The 16,542-nt window shown below is 46.6% G+C and carries 23 protein-coding genes; 5 read left to right on the top strand and 18 right to left on the bottom strand.

Annotated elements, in window-relative coordinates; translation table 11 throughout:
• Positions 1 to 46 precede the first annotated feature (46 nt).
• The 8 genes from ACGHZ6_RS24910 to ACGHZ6_RS24875 form a co-directional block, all read right to left on the bottom strand.
• Positions 47 to 289: a hypothetical protein gene (locus ACGHZ6_RS24910; protein ID WP_390619423.1), complete on the bottom strand. Its 243-nt coding sequence runs from the start codon at positions 287 to 289 to the stop codon at positions 47 to 49.
• A gap of 252 nt (positions 290 to 541) precedes the next feature.
• Positions 542 to 1,669 carry a ParB/RepB/Spo0J family partition protein gene (locus tag ACGHZ6_RS24905; protein WP_390619422.1) on the bottom strand — a complete coding sequence of 376 codons (1,128 nt, stop codon included), beginning with the start codon at positions 1,667 to 1,669 and terminating at the stop codon, positions 542 to 544.
• On the bottom strand, positions 1,662 to 2,564 hold the full coding sequence (locus ACGHZ6_RS24900) for a ParA family protein (protein WP_390619421.1): 903 nt from the start codon (positions 2,562 to 2,564) through the stop codon (positions 1,662 to 1,664). The genes ACGHZ6_RS24905 and ACGHZ6_RS24900 overlap by 8 nt, the downstream gene beginning before the upstream one ends.
• Positions 2,565 to 2,639: 75 nt before the next feature.
• The gene (locus ACGHZ6_RS24895; RefSeq protein ID WP_390619420.1) at positions 2,640 to 3,236 is read right to left on the bottom strand and encodes a hypothetical protein; all 597 of its coding nucleotides are present in this window, start codon (positions 3,234 to 3,236) and stop codon (positions 2,640 to 2,642) included.
• 56 nt (positions 3,237 to 3,292) lie between these two features.
• Positions 3,293 to 3,508, bottom strand: a complete 216-nt coding sequence (locus tag ACGHZ6_RS24890) for a hypothetical protein (protein ID WP_390619419.1) — start codon at positions 3,506 to 3,508, stop codon at positions 3,293 to 3,295.
• Positions 3,509 to 3,510: 2 nt separating this feature from the next.
• Positions 3,511 to 4,362, bottom strand: coding sequence for a DsbA family protein (locus ACGHZ6_RS24885; RefSeq protein WP_390619418.1), 852 nt, complete (start codon positions 4,360 to 4,362; stop codon positions 3,511 to 3,513).
• 33 nt (positions 4,363 to 4,395) lie between these two features.
• The gene (locus tag ACGHZ6_RS24880) at positions 4,396 to 5,358 is read right to left on the bottom strand and encodes a S49 family peptidase (RefSeq protein WP_390619417.1); all 963 of its coding nucleotides are present in this window, start codon (positions 5,356 to 5,358) and stop codon (positions 4,396 to 4,398) included.
• A 427-nt stretch (positions 5,359 to 5,785) separates the two neighbouring features.
• Positions 5,786 to 6,250 carry a hypothetical protein gene (locus ACGHZ6_RS24875; RefSeq protein ID WP_390619416.1) on the bottom strand — a complete coding sequence of 155 codons (465 nt, stop codon included), beginning with the start codon at positions 6,248 to 6,250 and terminating at the stop codon, positions 5,786 to 5,788.
• Positions 6,251 to 6,317: 67 nt separating this feature from the next.
• Between ACGHZ6_RS24875 and ACGHZ6_RS24870 the strand changes: the two genes are divergently transcribed.
• The 3 genes from ACGHZ6_RS24870 (at position 6,318) to ACGHZ6_RS24860 (ending at position 7,908) form a co-directional block, all read left to right on the top strand.
• Entirely contained in the window at positions 6,318 to 6,737 is a 420-nt protein-coding gene (locus tag ACGHZ6_RS24870) for a hypothetical protein (protein WP_390619415.1), read from the top strand.
• Between the two features lie 534 nt (positions 6,738 to 7,271).
• Entirely contained in the window at positions 7,272 to 7,736 is a 465-nt protein-coding gene (locus ACGHZ6_RS24865; RefSeq protein ID WP_390619414.1) for a hypothetical protein, read from the top strand.
• Entirely contained in the window at positions 7,729 to 7,908 is a 180-nt protein-coding gene (locus tag ACGHZ6_RS24860) for a hypothetical protein (protein ID WP_390619413.1), read from the top strand. Before ACGHZ6_RS24865 ends, ACGHZ6_RS24860 begins: the two co-directional genes overlap by 8 nt.
• Before the next feature lie 25 nt (positions 7,909 to 7,933).
• On the opposite strand, the gene ACGHZ6_RS24855 is transcribed toward ACGHZ6_RS24860, so the two are convergent.
• The 10 genes from ACGHZ6_RS24855 to ACGHZ6_RS24810 form a co-directional block, all read right to left on the bottom strand.
• Positions 7,934 to 8,236 carry a hypothetical protein gene (locus tag ACGHZ6_RS24855; protein WP_390619412.1) on the bottom strand — a complete coding sequence of 101 codons (303 nt, stop codon included), beginning with the start codon at positions 8,234 to 8,236 and terminating at the stop codon, positions 7,934 to 7,936.
• Positions 8,237 to 8,324: 88 nt separating this feature from the next.
• A complete protein-coding gene (locus ACGHZ6_RS24850) occupies positions 8,325 to 8,678 on the bottom strand; it encodes a hypothetical protein (protein WP_390619411.1) in 354 nt (117 codons plus the stop codon).
• 210 nt (positions 8,679 to 8,888) lie between these two features.
• Positions 8,889 to 9,197 carry a DUF4313 domain-containing protein gene (locus tag ACGHZ6_RS24845; RefSeq protein ID WP_390619410.1) on the bottom strand — a complete coding sequence of 103 codons (309 nt, stop codon included), beginning with the start codon at positions 9,195 to 9,197 and terminating at the stop codon, positions 8,889 to 8,891.
• Positions 9,198 to 9,279: 82 nt separating this feature from the next.
• Positions 9,280 to 10,218, bottom strand: a complete 939-nt coding sequence (locus tag ACGHZ6_RS24840; RefSeq protein WP_390619409.1) for a hypothetical protein — start codon at positions 10,216 to 10,218, stop codon at positions 9,280 to 9,282.
• Between the two features lie 64 nt (positions 10,219 to 10,282).
• Positions 10,283 to 10,519 (bottom strand): hypothetical protein, encoded by a 237-nt coding sequence (locus ACGHZ6_RS24835; RefSeq protein WP_390619408.1) that lies wholly within the window; start codon positions 10,517 to 10,519, stop codon positions 10,283 to 10,285.
• Between the two features lie 19 nt (positions 10,520 to 10,538).
• Positions 10,539 to 10,892, bottom strand: coding sequence for a hypothetical protein (locus tag ACGHZ6_RS24830; protein ID WP_390619407.1), 354 nt, complete (start codon positions 10,890 to 10,892; stop codon positions 10,539 to 10,541).
• 91 nt (positions 10,893 to 10,983) lie between these two features.
• Positions 10,984 to 11,985: a hypothetical protein gene (locus tag ACGHZ6_RS24825; protein ID WP_390619406.1), complete on the bottom strand. Its 1,002-nt coding sequence runs from the start codon at positions 11,983 to 11,985 to the stop codon at positions 10,984 to 10,986.
• Between the two features lie 669 nt (positions 11,986 to 12,654).
• Positions 12,655 to 13,494 (bottom strand): endonuclease/exonuclease/phosphatase family protein, encoded by an 840-nt coding sequence (locus ACGHZ6_RS24820; protein WP_390619405.1) that lies wholly within the window; start codon positions 13,492 to 13,494, stop codon positions 12,655 to 12,657.
• Between the two features lie 105 nt (positions 13,495 to 13,599).
• A complete protein-coding gene (locus tag ACGHZ6_RS24815; protein WP_390619404.1) occupies positions 13,600 to 14,088 on the bottom strand; it encodes an RES family NAD+ phosphorylase in 489 nt (162 codons plus the stop codon).
• A 29-nt stretch (positions 14,089 to 14,117) separates the two neighbouring features.
• Positions 14,118 to 14,597, bottom strand: a complete 480-nt coding sequence (locus ACGHZ6_RS24810) for an antitoxin Xre/MbcA/ParS toxin-binding domain-containing protein (RefSeq protein WP_390619403.1) — start codon at positions 14,595 to 14,597, stop codon at positions 14,118 to 14,120.
• 227 nt (positions 14,598 to 14,824) lie between these two features.
• Here ACGHZ6_RS24810 and ACGHZ6_RS24805 point away from each other — a divergent pair, with 227 nt between their 5' ends.
• Together ACGHZ6_RS24805 and ACGHZ6_RS24800 are read left to right on the top strand one after the other, a co-directional pair.
• On the top strand, positions 14,825 to 15,250 hold the full coding sequence (locus ACGHZ6_RS24805) for a LexA family protein (protein ID WP_390619402.1): 426 nt from the start codon (positions 14,825 to 14,827) through the stop codon (positions 15,248 to 15,250).
• A complete protein-coding gene (locus ACGHZ6_RS24800; protein WP_390619401.1) occupies positions 15,250 to 16,503 on the top strand; it encodes a Y-family DNA polymerase in 1,254 nt (417 codons plus the stop codon). The genes ACGHZ6_RS24805 and ACGHZ6_RS24800 overlap by 1 nt, the downstream gene beginning before the upstream one ends.
• Positions 16,504 to 16,542: the final 39 nt, after the last annotated feature.

Genomic DNA, 16,542 nt, shown 5'->3' with positions numbered 1-16,542 from the left:
TATCCAAAACCATGCTCTGGGTACCTTGTCTTTAATAGTATTCCTATTAACCTGCGCCCTTTGGGAGATTGAAGCTTACTTCTGAACAAGTATGATCAACTTGCACTACCCTCGAATACCCATTTGAGGATCGTTCCTTTGATATTTTTTCAATTGCCTTTATGTAATCTGGCTTGAGTTGCTCAGCAATTTCATGGCAGGCAGATTCTAGCGGATAAGTATCGATTGGGACGGTTTGAATATTGGCTCCAGATGTAGATACGAACAATGTTAAAATAAACCCCTTCATGTTTTACTTCCTTTTGACGTTAATAAGTATTCCAATCATCAAAAATAATAATTAGGACCGCACGATTTTATATAGGCCATATACTCAGTAGCCCAAGGAAGCGGCTGGCGCCCTTCGATATCTGCTGTTGCAATCTCGAGAAGAGCATCAGTTTCCATTGCGGTTGGAGCCTTAGCTGCACCAGTAATCTGGGCCTCTAGCTCCTCTATCCTTTGCTGTAAGCTGCCAACGTCCTTACTCATCCGCCCGGCATTACTTCAGCTCAATTTCTTTGATGACGACCTCGCTGAGCTCTACGAGAATCTTGTCACCACTATCCATAATCATGTAGCCCTCACCCTCGGTGTCTGGTAAATCATCCAAGACAAGCACACCTGTTTGCATTCCACGCCACTCAACACGAATAGTTGGGGTGCTCGAAGAACCTGTTGATGTGGATTCGGTTTGCTGTTCTGAACCAGGCTGCTGGGTAGAAGATTCGCTCCCTTTTGCTGGCTTTTTGGCCGGAGTTTTTGGAGATGTAGCCGCCCCGCCTTCTTCGTTGCTTTTGCAGCGCTTGTATTCTTGCTCGGCACGTTTTCGTGTAAGGCCACCTTCTTCTCTAGCCAGGTCGCACACAACAGAAAATTTGTCGGCGCTGATCTCGAAAATCTTCCGCAGAAACTCAAGAGTAATGAGATCCTTAATTACCCCATCCTTGACTAGCTGCTGACCTTCTTCAGGCAGTTTTAAGATGCTCAGCGTTCGGCTTACCTTGTTGATGTTTGGTTTTTTCGACCCTTTGATGAGCCATCCGATTTCCAAGGCAATTTCTTCCATTGTCATGCCGTCATCAACAAGCTCTTTTAGAGCGTCCGCTTGGTCTTTTGGTGGTAGATCATTCCTCTGGTCATTCTCGACAAACTGAGTAATGATCCGTTTCTTTTTGCTCCGATTAGGTGCTTCAGGGTCAATGATTGCCTTAAGGATGAATCCTTCAATTAAGTTAGAGGCTCTCCAACGGCACTCGCCTTTATCAATCTTGTGACGACCATTCTCATCAGCAGGATGTACAACGATCGGTTGAATTTGACCGTTAGCTTTAAGTGACGCAGCCATTTCTTCAATTTCATGCTCGTCAAATGTCTTGCGAACCTGGTCATCAGCGTAAAAGAATTCAGAGCGAAGCTTGAGCACCTGATCCTCTGGTGGGACTTCAAGCATTTCACCTGCACTATTTTCTACGCCGCCCAGTAACAGGTCTTCCATGCTTGCTACAGGTCGATCTTTTTTCTCAGGAGGTTCTGCAACGGCTACATCGCTATCTGCCCCAGCCCCTGTTTCGCCATGAGACTTTTTCCCGGCATCTTTGTCTTTAGCTGCTTTTGCCTTATTAAACACGCTGGGCCTCCCCTTCCTGATTTAGTTTTTCCTTTTTCTCCGCATTCAATCGTTCGATGATTCGTTCGGTCACGTCCATCATGTCATTTGATTTCAGACGATCGCAGACTTCATCTGCTAAGGCGGCGATTTGCTTTGCTGGCTTAGAATCTTTCTTCGCATAATCAGCTACCTTTTTTTGCAGAGATACTGCATCTGAGATCTTCACTGTTTGGTTTATTTGGGATTTAAAAACTGCACCCTCAAACATCTCTTCGGTTTGGTTTAGATACCACTTCACTGACTGTGGCATGGGGTTGTTTACGACTTTGTTTGCCAGCACACCAAGGATCTTGATGCCTAACCGAAGACGCTTATTCATTTGCCCAATACGGTTAGCCACTTTCTTTGCAGCTTTGAATGAAAGATCGTCAGGAACCATGGGGATAAGCACTCCACCACCGGTATCTTCAGCTGATGCGGCGATCATTGCGGCTGTGAACAACATGCCAAAGGATGGAGCGCAGTCGATGATGATGTAGTCAAACTTTTCCAACATCATCTCAATGGAATCAAGGAAGTCGTAAGCAGGGTCCAGCTCGGCATTCTTTAATGTGGAAAGCGAGTCTGTTGACCCCATCACATAGAGGTTCTTTTTCACTTCAACCGGATTGAACTGGCTGTCCTTATCATAGAGCTTGATCGCGTTGGCGATACCTTCAGGCTTAGTGCCTGCCGAGATCTCTACAGGGACATCATCCCCAAACATTGCTGTGGTCGCATCATAAGAAGGGTCATTATCAATTATGCAGACAAGGTTCCCACGATCAGCCAACTCATGTCCTAGCTGTACCGATGTGGTTGTCTTGCCTACCCCACCCTTTTCGTTTGCTACCGCAAATACCTTTCCCGCCATTATTTTTCTCCCAAAAGATTTGTAGCAGACTGACCTGTCTTAAAGCTTATGAGATTATAGTATCAATATTTGATACTATGCAACGGTTTTTGATTTTTCTTTTTCTGGACGCCCTACCCCATTTCGAGATCGGTCCTTAATGATGTCCTCCAGGTACTGAACCCAATCAACGTATGCGATTAGCCTAGCGATATACCCTTTTGCCACATGCTCGCCCACCCCCTGCCTCAAGGTTGCTATCTCAATCTTGAGGGTCAGATCGTTATATATGAGCTGGAGCCGATGCAACGCATCAGCCCTTGTCAAACCCCTAAGACCAAATAGCGGCGATTCGGTATAGCAAACCGGCAGGCTCTTTGATGACTTATTCCAGCGAAATGCAGCCTTTCTGGGATATGGTGTTACATCCCCAGAAGCGCCACACCCACAAACTACCCTCCAAGCAGGCTTGCCTTCCTTTGGCTTCCAAACCTTCTGGGCTGAAGTCTCACAATTCGCGCACAGAGAGATCGGAACATCAAACGGGTCATGCTCTCCGTAATACGTTGTGGGTGTTTCTTCGTGGTGCTTGTCGGAATCCAGATATTCTCGACACCATTGCAACCGCTGCTCTTTTGAAAATGACTCTATACCGGCCTCCTTGCCGCATCTCATCCACTCCTGCTTTTTCACTAACACCCCTTTCTAATTATTTGATTCTTGGTTTTCTCTCATGAGAGAAAATGTACTTACGTTACAAAGTTCTTCAGAACCGTATAAATGTAATTCCATACTTCCGGGGCGTATATAGCCAAAAGATATTGCGTGACAAAACCTAATAAAAACATGCCACCAAGCCAGGCTTTCCTGACCTGGAGCACATGATGTATCGACACAGGCATATCAGCTCGAGGGGCCTGCTGTCTTGCAGGCGCTTCTTGATTCCCTCTGTTACGCTTAAACATACTTACTCCTTCATCGCCGCAAGATCTTTCTCAAGCTGTTGCTCTTTCAGCAACCGCTGGATTGTAGTCGCTATCGACTCAGGCTTTCTCATGCCTCTCAACATAACCTGCTTGCCCGTATGGTTATCGATGACAAAGGTAACGGGGGTTGAATTGACATTCATCTGAGTGGCCAGCTGGAGATCCTTGGCGATCTTTTCGCTGTGACGACCCTCTTTCATGCAGTCAGCAAACTCCTCAGGATCAACCCCAATATTTGAAGCGAGATTAATGAGATCCCCGGCTCCTTGGCCGTTGCCTTTTGTTTCATCAAATACTTGGTGGATGTATACCCAGAAAGCACGATTGCCCTTTATCTCGGCTACACACTCAGAAGCTTGAGCTTCGACAGATGCAACAGGGTTGTGTGAAGGGAGCGGTAAATGCTTCCACTCCCAATTTACCCGACCGCTGGAAGCATCGACTACCTCTTTGGGAACTGAATGGAAGCGTTTACAGAACGGACACTCTAAGTCGGAAAACTCTACCAATGTGAACCTGGCATCCTCTTCACCGTAGATGTGCTTCCCAGTCCGAGTTCGCTCCAGGGCATCACTGTAGGCGTCATACTTGCGGTCGATCTTCTTTTGCTTTTGAGCAGCGACATAACCATCGATCTGATCTTTCACATAGGCATCAAAAGCCTTCTTGTCAGCATCGACCAGTTGCTGGATGGTAACTGGAGTGGTGGCATCACCAATCTGGGCAGCGTTATTGATGGACATGTAAACTGCCAAAATGGCTACCGCAAGTGCCAGCACAGAAATGGCGATTGCGGTTTTGATATTCATAGCTTTTTGTAGGTATTGCTTCATTGTAATCTCCACAGTTCTCTCATGAGAGAATCGTTAAAATAGGGCAGGTGTTGCAGCCTCAACCTTCCAGGCCTGGATTAGGGCATTAGATTGATTGGATAAATGCTTGAACAAATTGGGAGGAGGCGTGTAATTCACATTATTTACCTCGCCAATCGTGTCTCGGGACACGGTTGGTAGGCTTCCAAGCTGATCAGCCAGGCCGAGTTCTACACTTTTGGCTCCCGTCCATACCAAACCAGAGAACAACTCTGGGGTTTCGGCCTGTAAACGATCTCCACGGCCAGCTTTTACGGCTTCAATGAACTGCTCATGGATCTCACCGAGCATATTCTTCCAATACCCCTCTATCTTGGGGTCCAGAGGTAAATAGGGGTCCATAAGGCCCTTGTTACTGCCAGCAGTCAGTACTCGGCGCTCAACACCAACCTTGTTCATGATCTGGTCAAAGCCAAAGCTGGAGGTGATCACACCAATAGAACCGACCATAGAAGCTTGATCCACATAAATGTTGTCGGCGGCTGAGGCTATGTAGTAGGCGGCTGACGCCCCAAGGTCTTCGATAACCGCGTATACCGGTTTGTCCGGAAACTGTTCTTTCAGCTTGTTAATCTCGCTATACATCCGGCCTGCGTGAACCGGTGAGCCGCCAGGAGAATTGATTCGGATCGCAATAGCTTTGGAGAGGGGAGAGTGGAATGCTTCGTGGAGAGCAGGTATTAGTCTGTCAGCATCTGCCAGCTGACCACTCATAATTGGCCCGTAGACCTCCACAAAGGCAACGTGGGGCTTATTTCTGTCGCCTTTGCCGAAGCCCATGTTGGCACCACCGACGAAGTAAGCGGCAATAAAAAAGCCCACAAAGAGTAGAGCTTTGAATCCAAACCCCATGTAGCGGTCGCGCCGCTGCCTTCGGAGTTCTGCGTTCGATGCTTGCAATAGGTCGGTCACAAGGCTTTTGTCTAGCTCTATTTTCTCACCGGCACTTTCCGTCATTTGGGTTCTCCAATCGGTCATATCAATCTAAGTAGGGCATGGCACAGAAGCGCAGCTGCAATCCCAGCAAGGACTACAGCCTTTCGGCCATTCGCATTAAAAAAACGCCTGGGCAAGGCCAGGCACACAAGAACAAACACAGCAACGATAAATAGGGTTGGCTCGATGCCGGGTTTCACGAGGAACACATTTGCTGAAGCCACAGAAACCAACAAAGAAGCTCCAAGGTAAAGAGCTGTCGATGGATAAGCTTGAGTCATCAGGTTATTCCTCCTCTGTTTACACCTATTGTCACCCATGGAAGCGAAAAACCCGTTATGCAGAGATACCCGTTTAGGTGCTAAATGCCGAACGCCGTTAAAATCTCTCATGAGAGAATTGAGTGAATGCACCTGACTACCATTTTTCAGTTCTCTCATGAGAGAACTCAGTGTTTGCCACAAGTGCAACTGGGTTTCAGGGAGCCAGATTTGATCGCGTGGTATTTGTGATAGAGCTTCACCACCACATGCTCTGGTAACAGATCGACCTGTAAATATCGTGGCTTTTTCGAGGCAATTCGCACCACTGCAAATGGGCAAACAGCAAAGCCGTTGTTTTTCAGAATTACGGCATAGACGGATAGCTGCACTATGTCAGAGAAAAACACTTTGGACTGGCTGCGTGTCTTTGTATCCAGAAGCAGGTATCTGCCATCGCGCAGTTTGAAAACTTGGTCTGGCTTTCCGTGAAGAGGTACGGGGGTAGTAGTCCTGATTTCCTGTTCATTCAAGACACATTGCGCACCATCCAGAACGCTGGAGCGAACTGAGTTGGGCGCCGGTTGTCTGAAGAGCCTGACAAGAAAGGCAAAAACGAGTAGTCCGGCTAAAATAAAGTAGTAATTAATCACAATAACAATCCCCGATTGATCTCTTCTATCTTATCGGGGTTTGAAATAATGCAAGGGGAGTGTGCCTGTGGTAGAAATCGTAGCTATAGCCTTGCTGTTCGTGCTATCGCTGATGGCCAATGCAGTCATTACCAGGTGGTCTACTAAACGTGTCTTGGGACTCGACATGACTGTCATGAGTTCGTACCTGGTCGTAGTGGGTAGGTCTTTAGCAGCATTGCTAGCAGGTTTTGCTATTGGGTACGCGGTTCGCCTTGGTTTTTTAACCGAAAACAATGGTCAGATTGAGTATGTAAAAATGGCTGCAATGCTATTGGTAGCATGCCTGTCATTTCTTGCCTATTGGGTTTTACTTGGGAGGGTCTCTAAAACAAGCATTAGTCTCTGGGGGATGACGAAGACAGTAGCAACCGAAACGGGAATGCTAGCGGTCTCGGTGGTGGGAGTGTCAATTGTACTTTCGACTGTGTTCTTTTTATTTTCTTAATCAAAAATGGGGAAGAAAACCTATAAGTGCAGATTTAACATAAATGATTCTTGCGAAATTCTTGGGTTAAGCTATCAAACCCTACGGTATTGGCGTAAACAGATCGACTTCTTAAGCTCTTCCATCGCACCAAAATTAACTGAAGGGGACCTGCTTGCCTTACGAATTATCAAAGCTCTCAATCGAGATCGGCATATCCCTGTTAGGGATCTAAAGCTGCTACCGATCGGTGAAATTTTTATCTTGTGCGACCAAAGACCACCTCAAACACTTTCTCACTTATTTCTTCAAGTTAATCTCTCCGAACTATCAATAACATTGGTAGAGCCTGAAAAAGTAATCGCCATTATCGCCGATCGAGAGATTTTTTCCCTTGATATGTCTTGGGTAGTAACGGAGCACCTTGAGGCACTTTCAAATTTATCATCCAATTGATCCTTTGTAGCTAAACACTGTACACCCATACAGCTCGCCACTTGCATTTTGAAATATCGGTTTATCATAGATTTGTAAATCACCAGAGCGAACCGTTAGATGGAAACCGAAGAAAAGAAGGCAAGCTATCTCGATCGTTGCCAGAAATGGATTGATGAAGAATTCAACCTGACAGCTGAAAGTGTGGAAGCTGTAATTGAGCAGTTCGGTAGGAAACTACAGGAAGTGGGTAGCGACAATCAGGATCTCCAAATAGATTTGAAGAATACCATTGAACTGTTGAACGCCACATTGAAAGGCCTGGTTGAGCCGGAAGGGGAGGGGGTGATTGAGAGCTCTGAGAAAAATCAATCGGAAAACGTAAAACCTATCCCGGTAGTCAATGCTGACACCTTTGACTTCGACCCGAGTTCATTGGTGCCAGATACTCCAGCAGAACCGATCGTACTTACCAAAGAAGAAAGGGCTGAAAGATTGGCCAGTTTGCTGGAGCACCGCGCAATTACTCTTGGAGTAAACAGCCCACTCAATAAATCAGAAGGGGAGGGCAGAAGCTATGGCTAAAAGAATGGAATGGGAGCGAGAAATAATCGATCACATCATTGAGTTGTTAGAGGTACCCAACGGTGATGCCCAAGGAGTTTTTGAAGTTCACCCGTTTGAAGTGGCGCAGGGCTGGACGCTTGGTAGCGACCCAATCGAAGTTGCCCAAAAAATATGTCAGGCAGGAGAATAATATGCCCTCAACTCTGGACATTTTTTCAGATGATGGGAAAGCCACTGCTTTCACTATGAACGAAGAAAATGGATAAAATCACCCCCCACTGGGGGTGACCCAGTGAGAGTGAAGTGACGGCACTTGAGAGCTTGTTCACGTACAGTTCATACGAAAGACCAGTTCCTTGGAACGCGGCATCAGACATCTCCGCCAGCACTCTATTGAAAAAATCTTCCTCGAACGGAAGAGTGGTCTTATATAGCTCCTTCATGCGATCAGCATGACGTTGACGGTTTTCAGCAAGAATGGCTTGCGCCAATTCCTCGAAATTAACTGAAGTGGTCATATAGAACTCCTTACAAAGTAGAGGGAGCTCAGCCCCTTAGGGTACTGGCCCCCAAGGGTTAATGGATTTAGGATTAAAACTTACAAGGTTAGAGTCGAGCTAGAACTTCTTCACGAGTAATACCATACGGTTCAAGAGCTTCAATACAGTCGCTCGGATCACCAGTGTAATAACATTCGTAATTGGCAAGTTCTCGATCAATGATCTTTTCCTTTCCGTTTTCTTCCAAATCCTGCTTTATACCTTCAGCTGTGATTTTCTCTAAGCCTTCGATTAAAGCTTTGGCATTATCTTTTGGTGCGATAAGACCAGCACCTAAGGATACATATGTAACGCCTTCCTTTTTCTTTTCTGCAAGCTGCTCATTGCTAAAAGCAAAGAATGCACCTGTAGACTCAAAAAGCGCAGTTTGTTTCTCTTGGGTGTAATTTGATAAAGACATGGTGTATCTCCTGAATTGAAGGGGATAGCACCCCCTACCAGGGAGTGCTCCCCGGAAGGGTTAAAAGTATGCTGACTATTTTGGGAGACCAGCTATCTCACTTTTCGCTCTCCGAAGAGAACAAAACCTTCTTATCGATAGCCCCTGTAGGGCTATTGATAAACTGGCTTTAAAAGAGTCCACCCCCATATAGGGGGTGGCAAAGTACGTTTAGGCTGAAAGCGCCTCGGCGGTAACTTTGATAACAGGGTATGTTCCATAACCGCTGTGCGCGATTTTCCCAGTACCGTTAGCTATGCCTTGTCTCTCTAGCTCTTTAACGACCTCATCTTGGGGCACGTCACCACAAAGTGCAGTTTCGTTTTCCTCAAATGAGTGACTTGGTATACAGACACTAATTACTCCAGCCGGGCACCCGTTTTCTTCAAAAATCTCGATGACAGGCTGATTATTAGCATCATATTCTTTGTCGCACGAAACGGTAAATTTCATACCGTTAATGCTGATTAGCTTTTCCATAATTTCTCCAAAATGTTTTGGAGTATCCCCCGACAGGGGAATACCCCACAGGGTTTATGAATAACCTATTTGAACGACAACTTTACGCTGCTGTTGGACTATCGCTGATATGGTGACTACATGTTCCGCGTTCCCAATAATCAGGATCATCCCAGTAATCACCGCCGTCAACTGCGTCATAGGTTCGATCTACGAGCTCTTCAAGCTGCTGACCGCCAAACTCAACCGGAACCAATACTGTCTCCATGTACTCAAGACGGGTTAACGCTGCGAGCTTAATATCAACTGGCTTTGTCTCACCGGAAAAAACTGTCCCAGCCTCAGTCAGATCCTGCATGAAGGATTCGACAATGACCGGTAAGTATTTCTTCTCTTGAAGTTCGTTTCCTGGATTAGCACTTTCTTGAGTATGAACGACTAGATCAACTGCTTTAAGCTCACTCACCGGAACTTCTGACTCAGATCCAGATTCGTTGACAATAATCACTACATCCTCTGCCTCAATACTCTTAACGGTGTAAACACCGCTAGAACTATCAGCGTCTGGATCTGCCCATTGCACTTCTTGGCCAAGATGAAATGGAACATTCATGCTGAGGTCCGAAGTACTGGCCAGTTTGTAATTATCTGTCCACTCACTTCCGCAGCTATTACACCAAACCTTCTGCCAGGCTATACCTGAGTCGGTTTGAATGCTTCCGCCCTCGATGCTGTCATCTTTACAGATCAAACAAGTGCAACCACCACGTTGAACATAATCTTTTGACAAGCAATCATCGGATTCAATCTCATCTTCTGGCTGGCCAATGTAAGCGATAATGTAATGGTTAGCCGCTTCAGACGCATCAAAGCCGAGCAGCCTTGAAAGCTTTCTGATGTCATCATCATCAAAGCACGAAGCGTCTAAGATAACTTCATCATGAAGGTCACACCGGGTAAACACATCATATGCATCAGTCAGCTTGTCCATTAACTCTGCTGTGAGAGCGATATACAGAGATTCTGATTTTTTGAATTTCATAACTGGCCTCCTAAGCCTATTTGGAGAAGGCCTAACCCCAACAGGGGATAAGCCCCCGTCTGGGTTAAATTTTATTATCTTCAATCAACGAAAGTGAAAATGCGTGGTTTTCATGTTCAACAATATCATCCCAAACATCTGCATCGTCGTTAACGTAGTCGGAATCATCACCATCATCTACACCAAGCATTTCAATAGCAGGTTTCGCATGAGGCATAACTAAGACTACAGATCTTGAATCACACAAATATTCACGAAGAATATCTGCATGCTCAGGTGGTACAAACCTTACTTTAGACATATTTGCTTCCCTCAAGGGTTTAAAATGGTTCGGAAAAAACTCGAAGGACTTGATGGCCTGACCGATCACAAGTAACCCAGTGTCTGTCGCCGAATAAGGCGATAAACCTGTAATACACTCCATATCGATCTAAGCGTTCGACCTGAATCCAGTTACAGGGGAGATCCCCCAAACTTGATGTAATGTTTTTCCCGTAAACCAATTCTTTAGGGCTAACCATTGGGCTCGGCATAGTTGGTTTAATGCCGATTTCGACGGTAAAGTCTGTAGTACCGACGAGATCATCAATAACACCAGACAGAATTGAATTCGCCATTAAAGACTGAGCAATACTGCTGCAACCGGTTACTACAGGTTTGTTTGATGTGGTCATTATATTCTCCTTGATAAAAAGAAGGAGACCACCCCCCAAAACGGGGATAGGCCCCCATTTGGGTTAAATTGATATAGGAAAGAAAATGGTATCAGTCTTTAGATGTTTCTGATGTCCCAATTTCAATATGAATGGAATCTACATAGGGGTTAGAAGAGATGTTTGCCATAATATTTTTGGCAGTTACACCAATATTTTGGCATTTCCCTAATTCGCGCTTTAAGTTGATAGCAACACTAATAAACGTGTCGTTATCTAAACAACTCATTGTAGAATTTTCCTTCTGATAATCTGGATGCTCCTCACTGACAGAAATCTTACTCGTGTCAACTTCTGGAACGTAGGGGTTGATGACAATATCCTCTACCTCTTCCCAGATCCAATCCTCATAAGGGGCGCATACAGTTTCTACGAGAGCAACATTGAAACTTTCTGCTAGGGCAGAGGCCATCGATTTAACTAAAGCTGTATCTTCCCCTATTGAAGGATCGGCAGTAATAATCTGTTTTCGGTTAAGATATAAACCTACATCTGAACCGTTTGCAGTGATTTCTACCAAGGTGACAATAGGATTACACCCGACAGGTTTAGGCTGAATGTCATCCGACTGATTTGCCGCCCCCTGCACAGCTGTCTCAATACCTCCCAAATAGAGTGGTGAATTGACATCGATGCCTGCGATCGCATGGGCAAGAATCATAGACTCTATGCCATCAATCGCTGCATCATATTGTGGGTGGCCCTCCTTCAACTTCGAGGTAATAGAACCCCCTCCATCTCCGGTTAAGGTCACTTCAATACCGAAGGTATTGAGGTAGATTACACAAGGCTCAGGATGGCCCGAATCAACCTTTAAGGCCGGATAACGAATAAAGTTATCTATATTGGCGATTACAGGCGCATTATCATCGTCATATTCGATGTCATACGTTTTCCCAGAAAAAAGCAGCTCAACCTCTTCAGAAATTAAATGCTCAACATCGGGGGCTTCAACAACCACGACATTAACGATTTCGCCTGTGGGAGTGATTTCACAAGATGTTTCGATAGTGTCTTCATCCCAAACGGAACGATAAATAGCTTGTTGATTCATGAGAACTCCTCAAGATTCGTGGAGGAGTCCAGGCCGAAGGGCTCAGAACCCTCCGGTAGGTAGGATGCCACAAGGGCACATTGATTTGCTGTTTGGCCTCAGCTGGGCTTCTTTCTCTAAATATAGAGATTGAACCCTAAGTGTACTCGATAATAATCTAAACAGCCAGAACGCCCAGGCTAGCTGTAATACTCCTTCATAGCATCTGGGGGTATATGGCCTTCACTACTCAGATCACCAAGTCCTCTGCGCCACCCTTCTCGCCAGATATCGCTTCTCCAGTCACCTGGGGGGTGTGGATTCTCTGTATCAGGCAGCCCACCAATGCCCGCTTTATATCCGGCAGTTTCAATGGTCCCACCGGTTGTCTCGTATTCTGAATCGAACCAGGTGGGCTCTTCATACCGCTCAAGTACCTTACAAATTCCACCCCCATAGAAGCCGCTTAGCCACGCCTGGTGAAAAGACGATTTTGCCAACAGCCTACGAAGGGGGCGAGGCATCTCCAACCCCTGATATCCCAAGTGAAAAACAAAATCAGTGGGGCCGTTGCAGGTAGATATCGCACGAAAAATAGCTGTCCAAATCTTTCTGCTCATGTGCTCTCCTTTGATCCATAAATCATGAGGTGAAAAAGGAGCCTTTCCCCTCGTCCGAACCCAGAAACTTTTAAAAGGTAAATGTGGCGTAGATAGGACAGTGATCAGATATCATCTTATCGAACTGCCCGCTGAAGTTAAGAGCCCCGAAAGAGTTTGAAACATACATATCCTTGGCCCTTGGATCTACAACGATGTGATCAATGTACTGAGGATACTTACCACCCCAGCAGCTTGAAATTTTATCCTCGGCCAAATTTGAAAGATCTGCGAACTCAGTTGGGTGGCTATCATCAATAGCTTCCCAAACGCCTTTGTTACCGGCAATGTCGAGATTCAGGCGACGATTAAAGTCCCCAAGGATGACATAAGGGGTGCCTTCTTCAGCACGATCATCAATCCATTCCTCCAGCTCGGGCACCTGCCTCTTTAGTTTCTTGCAGGCCTTTTTACTGGAATCCAAGCTCGCAGAAAAACAGCCCGATTTGAGGTGTACCCCCAAAAGGCGGAGCTCACCACCACCTGTGCTGATGGTAATATCTTTCCCAAACCGAACGGAACCATCCAGGCCAAGCTGTTCGTAGTCTTGATGATCTGGAACGCTGATTCCCTTGCGTACAGCAAATCCTACACGCTGAAGGCCTTTGGAGCCTGGTCGGCGGTTGGTGAAATAGTAGTTGTAGCCTTCACCAAACACCTTCCGAGCCCAGGTAGCATCTTCAACTTCCTGCAAAGCGATTACATCAGCGTCGAGCGAGGAGGCATATTGAGTAAGCTTCTGATAGTCACTCGCGGTTCGATCGTTGTGGCCCGAACTCCCAAGCCAATAGATGTTCCATGATGCTACACGGATCTCGTCGGCGGATACGAACGCTGAAAGCAATACTGCCAACAATGTAAAATACTTCATATGATTTCCTTTTCATTAGTAGAGTTTCCTTTCGGCTAGAAAGGGTCCATCTGATAGTCACACAGCTTTTACAAAGTGCAAATAAAGATCACTAACGACCTGTTTTCATTGTTCCGTTCCTGAAAACATACGTTGAGAAAATATAGGGCTATAGCTATCAATTAGTTCGGCTTTGTCTTGTCCGTACTTTTCAATATTCACGATGACATTGCCATATGCAGACCTCCTCACATCATTTAAGGGGTGCCTAACTATGTCATTGTTAATGGCTGCTGATGGTGCCATGAAGCCATCATAACTATCAGAGCTCAGTAGCTTATCCCCAATTTCTTGAGTGTCAGTTCCATGCTCGTCTGCATTCCATGTAACCGGTAAATCCTCTGGGGACATTTCGTACAATCGTAGCGATGCAAACTCAAAGACCGCCATGCGGAAAAGCTTATTGGCCATCCTCGGGCTGATCGAGTAATTGGCAATCTCAAGCATGGCATTTTGAATATTGGAGGAGAGGTACATGACAGGGGTGCCGGGGGAGTTCCACCGCGCACCATTTCGGAATGAGCCCGTTTTTTGGTAGTCGGCCCATCCGCTCACAAAATCCTTGTGTATGATCTTGAATAGTATCAAGCGAACTCTCCATATCGCATTGCGTCCAAGCTCTTCCGGAGGGTCTGGCGACCGACAATGGTACTCAACAGTTCGATCGGCTCAGCACCAGATAAAGCAGGGGCCGGGGTTTTCAACCACTCATCGATAAGCTCATCATCGTCGTCAAAAAAATCGCAGAGTTCAGACCAAACCAGTGTCAGATCATTTATCTCATCAGTTTGGACTTTTGAAAGCGTTCGCTTATAGAACTTGGAAAAGTTCGACGCTTCTGCACCCAAGGTGTCAGCAAGTATTTTGCGCGGGATTCTTTCACAAAGCCTTTGAAGGTAAGCGCCATCCATCCCCTTATGAACAAGGCGGGCTATTTCTATTGAAGTTAGCAATTTGGTCGGTGCCGACCTCACTACTGTGATTTCAACGGCATCGCCAGTGGCAGGGCGGGAAGACCCAAATACCCTGGACTCAATAACCGATTCAATTGTATTTGCAGACATAAGACCTCCAAAACCCAACCAAGTACTTATTACTTCACTACGAAAGTATATAGTACTTCATCAAGAATATCTCTTGTATTGAGAGCGCCCTCCTTAGGCAATAAATATTTTCACTATATATCAAAGACTTACATGCTTTTTAGGCCGAGATTTTCTCTTGCAGATCGGCTTTTTGTTGAATTGTTCCGTCATAACAATACAATTACTGTATTTATATACAGTGCCGCATGAATATAACACCCATTCCAATATCACTTCCAGCAGAGCCGCTGCCTCTGCCTATGCGAGTCACCAAGCTTGAGTGTGGCTTCCCCAGCCCCGCCGAGGATTACTCTGAGCAAGACCTGGACCTTAACGAGCACCTGGTAACCAGCCCCGCCGCAACCTACTTTGCCCGCGCAAATGGTGACTCACTCATAGGGGAGGGGATCTATGACGGGGACTTGTTGATAATCAACCGGGCAGCCAAACGCCGAAATGGTTGTGTTGTGGTGGTTTCACTGGATGGGCACCTGGCCTGCAAGATACTCGACACCAACAACCGTTGTTTCCGCTCCAGCAACCCCGACTATCCTCCGATCCCGGTACCGGAGGATATGGACGTGGTAATAGAAGGGGTAGTTACTCACGCTGTCCACTATCTGGAGCCGTGATGTACGCCCTGTGTGACCAACGATCGTTCTATGCCAGCTGCGAGGCAGTTTTTCGCCCGGACATCCGAGGACAAGCAATCTGTGTTCTCAGTAACAACGACGGGTGTGTGGTCGCGCTCAACGACCAAGCCAAAGCAGCGGGGGTGAAAAAATTTGAGCCGTTCTTCAAGCAGCGACAGCTGATCCAGAGGGCCGGGGTCCACACCTTCAGTTCCAACTATGCGCTGTACGATAACATCAGCAGTCGGATCATGAAGACTTTGCAAGATCACACCCCCAGCGTCGAGATTTACAGCATCGATGAGGGCTTCTGTGACCTGTCCGGCATCCCTGCTGAGGATCTGAAACCGCTGGGCCGATCGCTTCGGCAAACCGTTTGGAATGAACAACGTATTCCTTGTGGTGTGTCCATCGCCCCGACCAAAACCATTGCCAAACTGGGCCAGTACGCCACGAAGAAGATCCCCAAGATTGATGGTGTTGCTGTGCTTACCCACCCCCACCAATGGGAATGGCTGGCCAGGCGAGTACCGGTGGCCGAGGTATGGGGGGTAGGCCGCAGGCTGAATGCAACACTCACAAGCATGGGGGTGGTGAGTGCTCATGACCTTGCATTGCTGGATAAATCACTGGCACGAAAAATCGGAGGCCTCCCGCTGGCCAGAACCATACGGGAGCTCAATGGGGAGCCTTGCATACCAATGGAGCTCAACCCACCGAACAAGCAGCAGATTATCTGTAGCCGTTCCTTCGGCACGAAGCTCTATCAACTTGAGGATGTTCTTGAGTCGGTTTCGACCTTCGCCTCTCGGGCCGCAGAGAAGCTTAGATCGCAAGACAGCTTAGCGGGCAGGGTATCTGTATGGCTGATGGCGGGCCAACACCAAAGAGCCGGACTCTCTGAAGCCAGCTCTGTGAACTTACCAGGTGGAAGTGATGATTCGCGTCGGATCGCTAGGGAAGCAGTCGCCATCGCAAAGCGCCTTTATCGACCGGGTGGCCGGTACATAAAAGCCGGGGTGGAGCTGGTGGATATACGGCCCCGTGAGTTCTGGCAAATGGATCTGCTCAACAGGGAAGGGGAGACCAATAAAAGCCTCATGCCAGTGGTAGACAAGATTAACCGCATATATGGACGTGATACCGTAATGCTAGCTCGACAATCTGGGGCTTCGAGATTTTCGATGAAACAGGAATTTCTTTCCAAGAGTTACCTTTCTAAATGGAATGAAATTCCTGTCATAAGCTGCTAATGGATGATGCTTAAAAATAAGGTAAGCCTACCCCCAATT

It is taken from the genome of Maricurvus nonylphenolicus, from assembly GCF_042854845.1.
Classification (GTDB): Bacteria; Pseudomonadota; Gammaproteobacteria; order Pseudomonadales; family Cellvibrionaceae; genus Maricurvus; species Maricurvus nonylphenolicus.
This window is presented reverse-complemented; position numbering and strand designations above follow the sequence as displayed.

Excerpts from the sequence above, each read along its gene's own strand:
- ACGHZ6_RS24825 (WP_390619406.1), bottom strand. The coding sequence starts at position 11,985 with ATGAATCAACAAGCTATTTATCGTTCCGTTTGGGATGAAGACACTATC.
- ACGHZ6_RS24890 (WP_390619419.1), bottom strand. The coding sequence starts at position 3,508 with ATGTTTAAGCGTAACAGAGGGAATCAAGAAGCGCCTGCAAGACAGCAG.
- ACGHZ6_RS24820 (WP_390619405.1), bottom strand. The coding sequence starts at position 13,494 with ATGAAGTATTTTACATTGTTGGCAGTATTGCTTTCAGCGTTCGTATCC.
- ACGHZ6_RS24800 (WP_390619401.1), top strand. The coding sequence starts at position 15,250 with ATGTACGCCCTGTGTGACCAACGATCGTTCTATGCCAGCTGCGAGGCA.
- ACGHZ6_RS24900 (WP_390619421.1), bottom strand. The coding sequence starts at position 2,564 with ATGGCGGGAAAGGTATTTGCGGTAGCAAACGAAAAGGGTGGGGTAGGC.
- ACGHZ6_RS24805 (WP_390619402.1), top strand. The coding sequence starts at position 14,825 with ATGAATATAACACCCATTCCAATATCACTTCCAGCAGAGCCGCTGCCT.
- ACGHZ6_RS24880 (WP_390619417.1), bottom strand. The coding sequence starts at position 5,358 with ATGACGGAAAGTGCCGGTGAGAAAATAGAGCTAGACAAAAGCCTTGTG.
- ACGHZ6_RS24850 (WP_390619411.1), bottom strand. The coding sequence starts at position 8,678 with ATGTCTTTATCAAATTACACCCAAGAGAAACAAACTGCGCTTTTTGAG.
- ACGHZ6_RS24810 (WP_390619403.1), bottom strand. The coding sequence starts at position 14,597 with ATGTCTGCAAATACAATTGAATCGGTTATTGAGTCCAGGGTATTTGGG.
- ACGHZ6_RS24840 (WP_390619409.1), bottom strand. The coding sequence starts at position 10,218 with ATGAAATTCAAAAAATCAGAATCTCTGTATATCGCTCTCACAGCAGAG.
- ACGHZ6_RS24830 (WP_390619407.1), bottom strand. The coding sequence starts at position 10,892 with ATGACCACATCAAACAAACCTGTAGTAACCGGTTGCAGCAGTATTGCT.
- ACGHZ6_RS24860 (WP_390619413.1), top strand. The coding sequence starts at position 7,729 with ATGGCTAAAAGAATGGAATGGGAGCGAGAAATAATCGATCACATCATT.
- ACGHZ6_RS24865 (WP_390619414.1), top strand. The coding sequence starts at position 7,272 with ATGGAAACCGAAGAAAAGAAGGCAAGCTATCTCGATCGTTGCCAGAAA.
- ACGHZ6_RS24855 (WP_390619412.1), bottom strand. The coding sequence starts at position 8,236 with ATGACCACTTCAGTTAATTTCGAGGAATTGGCGCAAGCCATTCTTGCT.
- ACGHZ6_RS24845 (WP_390619410.1), bottom strand. The coding sequence starts at position 9,197 with ATGGAAAAGCTAATCAGCATTAACGGTATGAAATTTACCGTTTCGTGC.
- ACGHZ6_RS24885 (WP_390619418.1), bottom strand. The coding sequence starts at position 4,362 with ATGAAGCAATACCTACAAAAAGCTATGAATATCAAAACCGCAATCGCC.
- ACGHZ6_RS24835 (WP_390619408.1), bottom strand. The coding sequence starts at position 10,519 with ATGTCTAAAGTAAGGTTTGTACCACCTGAGCATGCAGATATTCTTCGT.
- ACGHZ6_RS24910 (WP_390619423.1), bottom strand. The coding sequence starts at position 289 with ATGAAGGGGTTTATTTTAACATTGTTCGTATCTACATCTGGAGCCAAT.